Source organism: Pseudomonas sp. Pseusp11 (genome assembly GCF_047304405.1).
Classification (GTDB): domain Bacteria; phylum Pseudomonadota; class Gammaproteobacteria; order Pseudomonadales; family Pseudomonadaceae; genus Aquipseudomonas.
Genome location: NZ_JBGLZF010000036.1, coordinates 46,157 through 58,141, shown reverse-complemented (window position 1 = coordinate 58,141; position 11,985 = coordinate 46,157). Strand labels below are relative to the sequence as shown.

Sequence of the window (11,985 nt, the reverse complement as noted above, 5' to 3'; positions counted from 1 at the left end):
GCGTCCCCTAGGGGACTCGAACCCCTGTTACCGCCGTGAAAGGGCGGTGTCCTAGGCCACTAGACGAAGGGGACACACGTACAACATTCACTCCCTACCGCGTTTCGCTGTGTGCTTTACGCTGTAAGTGGCGCGCATTCTATGGATGGATTGAGGGGTCGTCAACCCCCAGATATAAATTTATTTAAATCAATGACTTCGCCCTGCTTTTGGCAGCGATTCAGGCTTTTGTGTCGCCTGACCTTTGGCGCCTATATTCTGGCATCCACCAAGACGCTATAGTCCATGCCGAGATGATGGCAATGTGCACCTCGCACGCTATTTACTTATAGAAGCAGCATTGCGGCCGATATAAGAAGAGCTATAGCCGATTCACTCGTCGAGCAACCCTATGCGCCCATATGCCAAGCCAACTACACTCGACTCGAACGCGAACCCCATAAAGAGGTCTTACCGGTGACACCACTCATGATCACCCTGCTAGTCGTAGCCGGGATCGCACTATTGATCGCCATTGGCTACATGAACCATGTGGTGGAAAACAATAAGCTGGAAAAAGCCCGCACCAAGGTTGAACTCAACGACCGCCTGCGTCGCTGCGGCGAAATCACCGAGACCTTTCCCGGTCAGTTCATGACACCCGCGCTCAAGCTGCTGTTGACCCGCCTGGAACTGAACGTCTGCCAGCGACTGCTCAACCTGGAAAAAACCAGCGCCACACTAAAGCCGCGGATTACCGAGCTGAGTGCCTTGGTTGCCCAAGGTGAATCGATCCCGGTCAACAACCCGCCGGCACCGATCCAGACCGAAGCCAAGGCCAAAGACGTGCGCTTCCTGCTGGAAGCCATTCATGGCCAGATCACCCGCGCCGCACAGGACGGTTACCTGCCAGCCAACGAAGCCAAGCGCTGGATCCGTGAAGTGCGCCACATCCTGGTCCTGCTGCACATCGAATTCTTCAACAACCTCGGCCAGCATTCCCTGCAACAAAACCAGCCAGGCCAGGCCCGCCTGGCCTTCGAACGCGGCGTGCAATACCTGCGCAAACAACCGGAGCCTCAGGTCTACAGCGAACAACTCGAGTACCTGGAAAAACTCCTGGCCCGCGCCAACGACCAGGTCATGGACAAGATCGCCCCGGTTGAAGGCGAAGTGAACCAACTGACTGAAGGGCTCAAAGACGTTGAGGCTGATGCCGACTGGAAGAAGAAAGTGATCTACGACTGATCATGCAAATACTGAAAAGCCACCGGGTCAGGTGGCTTTTTTTTTGCGTTGGGATTGATGGCCGCCAGATTTAATGGATCATCCGGACGCAGCCCGAGCCTTCGACAGCGCCTACAGCCTGAAATGCCCCACCATCCCCCTCAACTCACTGCCCAACTGCGCCAGTTCAATACTCGACGCCGCATTGCCCTGCATCGCCAATGAAGACTGATCTGCACTGGCGCGAATGCTCGTGACACTGCGATTGATCTCCTCGGCCACCGAGCTCTGCTCCTCTGCAGCCGCCGCAATCTGCTGGTTCATCTGCTGAATCAGCGACACCGCCGCGGCAATACTCCCCAATGCACTTTCGGTCTGCAGCGCATCGCTCACCGCCAGCTTCACCAACTCGCCACTGCTCTGAATCTGCTGCACCGACGACTGCGCAGCTGAGCGCAAGGCACTGACCAGACGTTCGATTTCCTCGGTCGATTGCTGGGTTCGCCTGGCCAGCGCCCGGACCTCATCGGCCACCACCGCAAATCCCCTGCCCTGCTCGCCGGCCCGCGCCGCCTCGATGGCCGCATTGAGCGCCAACAGGTTGGTCTGCTCGGCAACGCTTTTGATCACGCTGAGCACCGTGCCGATGTTCTGGATTTCTGCACTGAGGCTTTCGATGCTGGAGCTGGCCGAGGTGGCCGAGTCCGCCAGTTGCTCGATCCGCGCCATGCTCTGACGCACCACCTGCTGACCGCTTTCGACCTTGCCGTCGGCAGTCTGCGCCGCCTGGGCGGCCTCCTCCGCGTTACGTGCGACGTCGTGCACCGTGGCGGTCATCTGGTTCATCGCTGTGGCGACCTGCTCGGTTTCTTCTTTCTGGCTGCTGACTTCAAGGTTGGTCTGCTCGGTCACCGCCGACAGCGATTGCGCAGAGCTTGCCAGCTGTTCGATACCGGCCTGCAAACCACTGACGATGTTGCTGAGCCCCGCGCCCATTTGCTGCATGGCTTGCATCAACTGGCCGATCTCGTCACGGCGGGTCACCTCAATCGTCGCACTCAAATCGCCCGCGGCGATCTGCTGGGCGACACGGATCACGCTGCGCAGCGGTGCGACGATCAACCGGGTAATCACCCACGCGGCAATCAGCCCGACCAGCAAGGCCAGTGCCGAGGAGCCGATGATCAACAGCGAGTTCTTTTTCAGCTCTGCCTGCATCGACCGGTCTTCGGCAACGTAAGCCTGATCCACCCGCTCTACCACTTGCGCGGCGCGCTGGTGGAGTTGCTCGGAGACAGTCTTTTCCTGCGCCAACAGGCCGGTGTACTCGGCGAGTTTTTCAGTGAAACTGCCGATATGACCGGACACTTCATTGAGGACCGTCTGGTAACCCTCATCCTTTACGGTAGCTTTCAACTGCTCGGCCTGGGCCAGCGCCTGGTCGGCTTGCTCGATCTTGCCCTGCCCGGCACTGTCGTCGCCCTTGCGGCTCTGATCCAGGCGTACGTGCGCTTCGTTCATGGCCTGCAACATCAGTCGCGAGACCTGGCTGACCTGATTCGCCTGCTCGATGAATTGCGCACCGTCCTTGCCCTCGGACTCCTTCAAGGCATAGGCGCCATCATCGCTAAGCCCGGACTGCAGCACATCCAGGTTATTGGCCACACTGGACACCGACCAACTGGCCATTTCCAGCGCCAGGTCCTTGGCCTGACTCAGCGAGACGAACTCGTCAAAGGCTTTGCGATAAGCCCCCAGAGACTGTTCGACGTCATTCATGACCGGCACGTTGGCTGCGGACTGAGCCTTGAGCTCGGTCGCCAGCGCGATCAACGCGTCCACCCCCGCGTGCAAGGCTTCCACGGTTTTCGGGTCGCCGCGCAAGACGTAGTCCTGCTCAAGCAGACGCACCTTGAGCAAACCGCTGTTGAGCGACGACATCTGCTTGAGCCCGTCGAAGCGATGACTGATGGTTTGCAGGGACCATACGCCAATGGCCGCCACCAGGGCTGTCAACAGCAGCACCAGTACAAACCCGACACCCAGTTTTTTCGCCATACCGAGGTTGGCAAAACGTCCTTGCACGGCCGAAATCATTGCGCTTAGTCCCCTGCCATTGTCTGTGGATGCAGATTCGCAACGGGCTTGTGCCAACACAAGTCTCTGGCGTCGGAATAATGGCCAAAAGCTACGCCAGCGTCGTTTTCAGAACGTTTGAGGTCGATCCCGAGCGGTAGCCTGAAAAAATGCCCGCGCGCGGGGATCACAGGCATAGGCAACGTTGATGCGCTGCCAGTCATGAGCCTGGCCGGTGGGGCTGAATGCCGTTGCGCAAGACAGCAGGATGCCGAAGCGTCGCGCCTGAACCTGCACCTGAACGGCGTCGGACTTACGCGATCGCGCCCAGATGAACAGGCCACCTGCGGGTTTGCCGAAAACCTCCCAGTCCGCGTCTTCAAGCACCTGCAAGGCCGCGTCTCTGTCGGTGCTTAAACGTTGGCGCTGACGCTGCACCAATTTGCGATAGGCACCACTGGCCAATAAAGAAGCCAGCACCGACTCGCAAAACCGTGAAGCGCCCATGCTGCTGATCATCTTGACCTCGGCCAGTCGCGAAATGACGTCGGCACCCGCCACGACAAAGCCGACCCGCAACGAACTGCTGAGGGTTTTGGAGTAGCTGCCGACGTAGATCACATTGTCATCGATACCCAGTGCCGCAAGACGCGTACCGGGACCGCTGTGCAAATCCGCATAGACATCGTCTTCGATCACCAGTACGCCATGGTTTTTGGCCAGTTGCAGAACCTGCCGAGCCACGCCCAAGGTCAAACTGCTGCCGGTGGGGTTGTGATAAAAGCTGTTGATGAACAAGCCACGGGGTTTGTACGTCAGCAACAGTGCCTGAAGTGCTTCGGTGTCGGGCCCGTGAGGCGTACGTGGGACTTCGATCATGCTGACCCCGTGCAGCCTGAGCAAATCGAACAGCATCGAATAACCGGGGTTCTCCACCACCACGCAATCGCCCGGTTTGAACAACGTGCGCACGATCAGGTCGAGCCCATGACTGGCACCTGCCGTGGTGAGGATTCGACTTTCATCCACCGCGATATCCAGCTGTTTCAGTCGTTTGAGGATCTGTTGGCGCAGGGCAAGCAGGCCCAGCGGTGTGCTGTAGTTGAACAAACCGGCCATATCGGTGCGGCTGACCTGGCGTATGGCATAGCTCAGGTCGTCAGTCTCACGCCAACTTTCGGGTAATCCACCGCAACCCAGCTTCAGATCGCCCGCGACGCCACTCTGCTGCTCAACCCCCTCGAACCAGGAAAAATCCCGTTGCCCGTGAGCGGCAAGCTTCGTTGCCGCGACAAAGAAACCCGCCCCGCTACGCGTCGCCAGCACACCTTGAGCCACTAACCGTTCACAGGCCTCGACGACACTGGATTGGCTGAGCAGATTGATCCGCGCGATTTGCCGCACGGAAGGCAAACGCGTCCCCGGCGACACCTCGCCACGATGGAGCCAGTCGGCCATCGCGTCGACGATTTGCTGCACGACCGGCACCAATGCCTGTCGATCGATTCTCAACTCCATGAGCAAGCAAACTCCTGTCTGTTTTGCGCAAAACAGTTAATCACAGGAGCGCTCGACAAGATGTGCGACAAAACCGCCAAAACCGTCGGTTCTAACCATTTGAAACACAATGCCCGGTGCTTTAACGGAACCGATGGCAGTGTGAGTAGTGCTGAGAAACCTGTGGCGAGGGAGCTTGCTCCCGCTGGGCTGCGCAGCGGCCCCAATAATCTGGCAACCATTGCCAATTTTTTTGAGTGCTGAGCACTCAAGCGGGAGCAAGCTCCCTCGCCACAAAAGCAGGTACATCGAAACGCCTGATTAAAACGCCGTAACCCCACCATCCACCGCCAGCGAATGACCGGTGGTGAACGCTGCGCCGTCGCTGCACAGGTACAGCACCGCGCTGGCAATCTCCTCGACCTTGCCGATACGCCCGACCGGGTGCATGGCATTGGCGAACTCGCCCTTCTTCGGGTCCGCTTCATAGGCACGACGGAACATGTCGGTGTCGATCACCGCCGGGCACACCGCATTCACGCGAATCTTTTTCTTGGCGTATTCGATGGCCGCCGATTTGGTCAGGCCGATCACCGCATGTTTCGAGGCGGCGTAGATGCTCATCTTCGGCGCAGCCCCCAGGCCGGCGACCGAAGCGGTATTGACGATCGCGCCGCCGCCCTGGGCCAGCAGCAACGGCAACTGGTACTTCATGCAGAGCCAGACACCTTTGACGTTGACGCCCATGATCGCGTCAAACTCATCGACCGTGCCCTCGGCCAGTTTGCCTTTCTCGATTTCGATGCCGGCATTGTTGAAGGCATAGTCGAGACGGCCGTAAGCATTCACTACCTCGTCCATCAGATTTTTTACATCACCTTCCACAGTGACATTGCAGCGCACGAAGGTCGCTTCACCGCCAGCAGCGCGAATCAGCGCCACAGTGCCTTCACCACCGGCCACGTCCAGATCGGCCACCACCACTTTCAAACCTTCGGCGGCGAACGCCAAAGCGGTTGCGCGGCCAATCCCATTGGCCGCGCCCGTCACAACGGCGACCTGGCCGGAAAACGTCATGCTCATTGTTATGTCCTCGAAGGCAAGAATGTGGGGATCGCGAGTTCCCAGTCTAGCCACAGGGGCCGATGCCACGGCAGCACTATCAGAAGGCCGGTTGGGCGCCCATGAGTGGCAGTGATGGAACTGCCGCCCTGACTATCACTGCACTGGATCGATGTGCATTCGCCGTGTCAGCCAACCTTGCAGCATCGTCAATGAAGGTCTATCAACAAGACTTCATTCACCTTGAGTGCCTGTCATGACTACCCAGACCAATCGCCAGTTCCTGCTCGCCAAACGTCCCGTGGGGCCAGCTACCCGCGAGACGTTCACCTATCAAGAAGTACCAGTCGGTGAGCCTGCGGCAGGTCAGATCCTGGTCAAAAACGAATACCTGTCCCTGGACCCGGCCATGCGCGGCTGGATGAACGAGGGCAAGTCCTACATCCCTCCGGTCGGCATTGGCGAAGTCATGCGCGCACTGGGCGTAGGCAAAGTCGTCGCCTCGAACAATCCGGGCTTTGCTGTCGGGGACTACGTCAACGGCGCCTTGGGTGTGCAGGATTACTTCCTTGGCGAGCCGCGAGGTTTCTACAAGGTCGATCCGAAACTGGCGCCGCTGCCGCGTTATTTATCCGCGCTGGGCATGACCGGAATGACCGCCTACTTCGCCCTGCTTGATGTCGGCGCGCCGAAAGCCGGTGACACCGTGGTGTTGTCGGGCGCGGCCGGTGCGGTGGGCAGCATCGCCGGGCAAATCGCCAAGATCAAAGGTTGCCGGGTGGTCGGCATCGCTGGCGGCGCGGACAAGTGCAAGTTCCTGATCGATGAGCTGGGTTTTGACGGTGCCATCGATTACAAGAACGAAGACGTGATCGCCGGCCTCAAGCGTGAATGCCCGAAAGGCGTCGACGTGTATTTCGATAACGTCGGCGGCGATATTCTCGACGCCGTGCTGAGCCGCCTGAACATGAAGGCACGAGTGGTGATTTGCGGTGCCATCAGCCAGTACAACAACAAGGAAGCGGTCAAAGGCCCGGCCAACTACCTGGCCTTGCTGGTCAACCGCGCGCGGATGGAAGGCTTCGTGGTGATGGATTACGCCGCACAGTTCGCCGCAGCCGGGCAGGAAATGGCCGGCTGGATGGCCAAGGGGCAGCTCAAGAGCAAGGAAGACATTGTCGAAGGACTGGAAACATTCCCGGAGACGCTGATGAAGTTGTTCAGCGGCGAGAATTTCGGGAAGTTGGTGTTGAAGGTTTAACTCAATATCTGAAAAGAGCACAAAACCCTGTGGGAGCGGGCAAGCCCGCTCCCACAGGGTCCGTGGCGCTTAAGCGATTTCTGCGACGACCGCCGCCAACGCCTTGGCCGGATCCGCCGCCTGGCTGATCGGACGGCCGATCACCAGGTAATCGGAACCGGCATCCAGCGCCTGACGCGGCGTCAGGATGCGGCGCTGATCGTCCAGGGCACTGCCCGCCGGACGAATCCCCGGGGTCACCAGTTGCAACGACGGGTGAGCGGCTTTCAGAGCCTGGGCTTCCTGGGCCGAGCAGACCAGACCATCCATCCCGGCTTTTTCCGCCAGCGCAGCCAGGCGCAGCACCTGCTCCTGCGGCTCGATGTCCAGGCCAATACCCGCCAGATCCTCACGCTCCATGCTGGTCAGCACGGTCACGCCGATCAACAGCGGTTTCGGGCCGCTGCGCTGATCGAGCACTTCGCGGCAGGCGGCCATCATGCGCAGGCCGCCGGAGCAGTGCACGTTGACCATCCATACGCCCATTTCCGCAGCCGCCTTGACGGCCATGGCGGTGGTGTTCGGAATGTCGTGGAACTTGAGGTCCAGGAACACTTCAAAGCCCTTGTCGCGCAAGGTGCCGACGATTTCCGAAGCGCAACTGGTAAACAGTTCTTTACCGACTTTGACCCGGCACAGTTTCGGGTCCAGTTGATCGGCCAGCTTCAGTGCGGCGTCACGGGTGGGGAAATCCAGGGCGACGATAATAGGCGTCTGGCAGGCGGACATGAGTGGGCTCTCAGGCAAGTCGAAATCGGCGCGCATTGTAGCGGAACCAGCGCCGCTGCGGGACCCGATGATCGGTAATTCGTCGTCGCGGCTCAGGCAAGCCTAGCTGCCGCGGCAATTGTGTCGAGCCCGATACACACACGACACGCCCACAACACCCTTCAACGCTACCCTCGTCAGCCGCAACAAGCCCTACAGCACTTCCCGCCTCACGGCCGGACGCCTATGCTGAAGCCACAACCTCGCAGCCTATCTTTGTGGTTGGCAGCCTACCTGGCAGATGAACGCACGCATGCACAACTCCCCAGCACCTCTGAACGACGATCAAAAAGCGCCGGCCGATGACAAACGCTGGAGCATTCGCGCCCTGATCGTCGACGATGACGTCCCGATCCGCGAATTGATGATCGACTACCTGGCCCGTTTCAATATCCACGCCAGCGGCGTCTCCGATGGCGCCGCCATGCGCCAGGCGCTGCAAGCCGAACATTTCGATGTGGTGGTGCTCGATCTGATGCTGCCGGGCGAAGATGGTTTGTCACTGTGCCGCTGGTTGCGCGCCGAATCGGACATCCCGATCCTGATGCTCACTGCCCGCTGCGAACCCACCGACCGGATCATCGGCCTGGAACTGGGCGCCGACGACTACATGGCCAAGCCGTTCGAGCCGCGGGAACTGGTCGCGCGGATTCAGACCATTCTGCGTCGGGTGCGCGACGACCGTACTGAACAGCGTGCGAATATTCGCTTCGACAACTGGCGATTGAACAGCGTATTGCGCCAGTTGATCGCCGCCGATGGCCTCGTGGTGCCGCTGTCCAACGCCGAATTCCGCTTGCTTTGGGTGTTCATCGAACGGCCGCGCCGGGTGCTCAGCCGCGAACAACTGCTGGACGCCGCGCGCGGTCGCTCGATCGAAGCGTTTGATCGCAGCATCGATCTGCTGGTGTCGCGCCTGCGCCAGAAACTGGGCGACGACCCGAAAGCCCCACAGTTGATCAAGACCGTTCGCGGTGAGGGTTATCTGTTCGACGCACGAGACATCGGCTGATGCGTGCGCGCTTCGATACGCTGTTCGGCCGCCTGTTCGGCGTGCTGTTGGTGGCGATCGTACTGGCGCATTTGCTGGCTTTTTTATGGTTCAAACATTACGGGCCGCTGGTGCCGCTGACCTTTCAGTTTGTCTCGCTGATCATCGCCGCCTGGTACGGCGCCAAGCTATTGACCCGCCCGATTCAGCGCCTGAGCGACGCCGCCGAGCGCCTGAGTGAAAATCTCGACAGTCCGCCGCTGGATGAGTCCGGCCCACGGGAAGCACGGCAAGCGGCGCACACTTTCAACCTGATGCAGAAACGCATTCTTGAACAAATACAACAACGCTCGCGCATGCTCGGTGCGGTGTCCCATGACCTGCGCACACCGCTGTCGCGGCTCAAGCTGAGGCTGGAACAGATCGACAACGAGAAGCTGCAAGGTCAGATGCGTCAAGACCTGGACGACATGATCGGCATGCTCGATTCCACCCTCACCTACCTGCACGAACAGCGCACCAGCGAGGCGCCACAATGGATGGACGTGCAGGCGCTGGTGGAGTCCCTGAGCGAAAACGCCCAAGACCAGGGCGCCGACGTCCAGGCCCGCGGCCATTGCGCCCCGCTGCAGGTTCAACCGATGGCTTTGCGCTCGTGCATCAACAACCTGCTGGACAACGCCTTGCGTTATGCCGGGGACGCGCTGATCACGCTTGAGGACAGTCGCGAACAACTAGTGATCCGGGTCATCGACCATGGTCCGGGTATCGCGGCGGATAAACGTGAAGCGGTGTTTGAACCGTTCTTTCGCCTGGAAGGTTCGCGTAATCGCAACTCCGGCGGCGTCGGCCTGGGCATGACCATCGCCCGGGAAGCCGCGGAGCGTTTGGGCGGACAGTTGAGCCTGGAAGAAACACCCGGCGGCGGTCTGACCGCCGTCATCCGCCTGCCTCGCGTCTAAGCCCGCTCCCACAGGATCGGGGGTCTAACTCGATAAGCTGTGTGTACCCATCGGTACAAATCCCACATACCCACGACAACTTGCCCCTTGAGGCTGCATAAACCGGTGTACCCACCGGTTTCCAATTCCAAGGAGTGAGCACAATGATCGGTAGTGTCAGCAGCTACACGAGCTACACGAGCTACACGAGCTACACCAGCACCAGCAATACCACCACCAACAGCGCCCGCAGCCAGCAATTCCAGAAAGAACTGCTCGCCAAACTCGACAACAACAGCGACGGTGCGGTGGATCAGGATGAGCTCAAGAGCGCCCTGTCGCAGAAATCCGACGATGGTCTGCTGGTCAGCCTGAGCAAGAACTTCAGCGACCTGGACAGCGACGAAAGCGGCAGCCTGAGCAGCGAAGAAATGGCCGCGATGGCCCCTCCGCCGCCACCGCCGCACGATCAGGCACCGAACACCGAGCTGGCCGATGCGCTGATCAGCGCTTTGGACACAGACGGCGACGGCGCCATCAACAGCGATGAGCTGAGCAATGGCCTGACCAGCGCCGGCAGCACGGCCGACAGCTCGAAAATCTTCTCGGCCCTGGACAAAAATGAAGACGGCACCGTCAGCCAGGACGAACTCGCCGCCAGCCTGACCCCGCCGCCACCGCCACCCCAGCAGATGTCCAGCGAAGAGCTGTTCAGCCAACTCGATACCGACAGTGATGGCAGTGTCACGGCCACGGAACTGAGCAGCGCGTTGCAGGCGAGCGACAGCACTTCATCGACCGCCACCGACACCAGCGCCGCGTTGCTCAAAGTACTCGATAGCGACAGCAGCGGTGGCGTCAGCAGCGATGAACTGAAAGCCGTCCTGCAAGCCGGCCGCGAGCAGAACTCCGACAGCTCCACCCATCAGTTCAACGTGACCGAAGCCCTGAACAAAATGATCGCCAACCTGAGCAAGCAGTATTCGCTCGACAACGTGGCGACCGTGGGCAAACACCTGAACGTGGCGACCTGAGTCAAAAAACTTCGCGGCCCTAAGACCCAACAAAAAACTTAGGGCCGGCGATCTTCAACCCGAGCCTGGCTCTTGCTCCAATCGGTCAACAGGCTGTAAGCCACTGCCAACAACGTCGGGCCGATGAACAGGCCGATAAACCCGAACGCAATCAACCCGCCAAACACCCCGAGCAGCACAATCACCAACGGTAAATTCCCGCCCCGGCTGATCAGGTACGGCTTAAGCACGTTGTCGACCCCGCTGATAATGAACGTGCCCCAGATCCCGAGGAACACCGCCATTCCGTACTCACCCTTCCAGGCCAGCCACGCCGTGGCCGGAATCCACACCAATGGCGGCCCCATCGGAATCAGGCTCAGCAAGAACGTCACGATCCCCAGCACCAGCGCCCCAGGCACACCGGCAATCAGGAAGCCGATCAACGCCAGCACCGCCTGCGCCGCCGCTGTGCCGATCACCCCGTTGACCACCCGTTGCACGGTGCCCGCCACCAGTTCGATGTAATACCCGGCGCGGTCGCCAATCAGCCGCTCCAGCAACCCATGGACAAACACCGCCAAACGCGGCCCGTCCCGGTAGAAAAAGAACACAAACACGATACTCAGCGTCAACTCGAGGATCCCGCCGCCAATCTGCGCACTGCGTGCCAGCAACCAGTTACCGACCTGACCCAGATAGGGCTTGATCGCCAGCATCATCGCCGCCCCCTGCTGATCGATGCTGTTCCAGATCCCTACCAGCCGCTCGCCGACCAAGGGAATACCGCCAACCCAGGCCGGCGCTTCAGGCAGACCATCGACCTGCACATCCTTGATGAACGCCGTGGCATCGCGCACGTGATCCGCCAGGTTGAACCCCAGCCACACCAGCGGCACCGCCACCAGCAGCATCCAGCCGAGCGTCAGTAACAGCGCCGCCAGGGATTCACGACCATTGAGCCAACGGGTCAACAGACGCATCAACGGCCAACTGGCAAACGCCAGCACCGCCCCCCAGAACAGCGCCGACCAGAACGGCGCCATTACCCATAAACTCGCGCCAAACAGCACCAGCAGCAGGATCTGCACCAACAGCCGATCGTTATTGACCATGTAAGATCCCGAAAAA

10 protein-coding genes, 1 tRNA gene and 1 pseudogene are annotated in these 11,985 nt (G+C 60.0%); 5 read left to right on the top strand and 7 right to left on the bottom strand.

What is annotated here, in order from left to right; genetic code table 11:
* Window position 1: 1 nt before the first annotated feature.
* Window positions 2-74, bottom strand: a tRNA-Glu gene (locus ACCC96_RS23860).
* A gap of 394 nt (window positions 75-468) precedes the next feature.
* Between ACCC96_RS23860 and ACCC96_RS23855 the strand changes: the two genes are divergently transcribed.
* Window positions 469-1,227, top strand: coding sequence for a hypothetical protein (locus ACCC96_RS23855; RefSeq protein WP_413697072.1), 759 nt, complete (start codon window positions 469-471; stop codon window positions 1,225-1,227).
* A gap of 111 nt (window positions 1,228-1,338) precedes the next feature.
* Here the strand turns inward: ACCC96_RS23855 and ACCC96_RS23850 are convergent, their stop codons facing one another.
* The 4 genes and pseudogenes from ACCC96_RS23850 to ACCC96_RS23835 all read right to left on the bottom strand — a co-directional run bounded on the left by ACCC96_RS23850 (window position 1,339) and on the right by ACCC96_RS23835 (window position 5,862).
* The gene (locus ACCC96_RS23850) at window positions 1,339-2,202 is read right to left on the bottom strand and encodes a methyl-accepting chemotaxis protein (protein ID WP_413697073.1); all 864 of its coding nucleotides are present in this window, start codon (window positions 2,200-2,202) and stop codon (window positions 1,339-1,341) included.
* Window positions 2,200-3,264 (bottom strand): annotated as a pseudogene (locus tag ACCC96_RS23845) (HAMP domain-containing protein); the annotation flags it as partial. The gene ACCC96_RS23850 and the pseudogene ACCC96_RS23845, both read right to left, overlap by 3 nt.
* 147 nt (window positions 3,265-3,411) lie before the next feature.
* On the bottom strand, window positions 3,412-4,800 hold the full coding sequence (locus ACCC96_RS23840; RefSeq protein ID WP_413697071.1) for a PLP-dependent aminotransferase family protein: 1,389 nt from the start codon (window positions 4,798-4,800) through the stop codon (window positions 3,412-3,414).
* Window positions 4,801-5,100: 300 nt separating this feature from the next.
* A complete protein-coding gene (locus ACCC96_RS23835; protein WP_413697070.1) occupies window positions 5,101-5,862 on the bottom strand; it encodes an SDR family oxidoreductase in 762 nt (253 codons plus the stop codon).
* A 235-nt stretch (window positions 5,863-6,097) separates the two neighbouring features.
* Between ACCC96_RS23835 and ACCC96_RS23830 the strand changes: the two genes are divergently transcribed.
* Window positions 6,098-7,102 carry an NADP-dependent oxidoreductase gene (locus ACCC96_RS23830; RefSeq protein WP_413697069.1) on the top strand — a complete coding sequence of 335 codons (1,005 nt, stop codon included), beginning with the start codon at window positions 6,098-6,100 and terminating at the stop codon, window positions 7,100-7,102.
* A 69-nt stretch (window positions 7,103-7,171) separates the two neighbouring features.
* Here ACCC96_RS23830 and pyrF read toward each other — a convergent pair whose 3' ends face one another.
* Window positions 7,172-7,870, bottom strand: coding sequence for an orotidine-5'-phosphate decarboxylase (pyrF, locus tag ACCC96_RS23825; protein WP_167331181.1), 699 nt, complete (start codon window positions 7,868-7,870; stop codon window positions 7,172-7,174).
* 292 nt (window positions 7,871-8,162) lie between these two features.
* Here pyrF and ACCC96_RS23820 point away from each other — a divergent pair, with 292 nt between their 5' ends.
* The 3 genes from ACCC96_RS23820 (at window position 8,163) to xopAW (ending at window position 10,875) form a co-directional block, all read left to right on the top strand.
* A complete protein-coding gene (locus tag ACCC96_RS23820; RefSeq protein ID WP_253416302.1) occupies window positions 8,163-8,921 on the top strand; it encodes a response regulator in 759 nt (252 codons plus the stop codon).
* Window positions 8,921-9,862 carry a sensor histidine kinase gene (locus ACCC96_RS23815; protein WP_413697068.1) on the top strand — a complete coding sequence of 314 codons (942 nt, stop codon included), beginning with the start codon at window positions 8,921-8,923 and terminating at the stop codon, window positions 9,860-9,862. Before ACCC96_RS23820 ends, ACCC96_RS23815 begins: the two co-directional genes overlap by 1 nt.
* Window positions 9,863-10,005: 143 nt before the next feature.
* Window positions 10,006-10,875, top strand: a complete 870-nt coding sequence (xopAW, locus tag ACCC96_RS23810) for a XopAW family type III secretion system calcium-binding effector (protein WP_413697067.1) — start codon at window positions 10,006-10,008, stop codon at window positions 10,873-10,875.
* A gap of 38 nt (window positions 10,876-10,913) precedes the next feature.
* On the opposite strand, the gene ACCC96_RS23805 is transcribed toward xopAW, so the two are convergent.
* Window positions 10,914-11,969 carry an AI-2E family transporter gene (locus ACCC96_RS23805; protein ID WP_018926272.1) on the bottom strand — a complete coding sequence of 352 codons (1,056 nt, stop codon included), beginning with the start codon at window positions 11,967-11,969 and terminating at the stop codon, window positions 10,914-10,916.
* Between the last annotated feature and the right edge of the window lie 16 nt (window positions 11,970-11,985).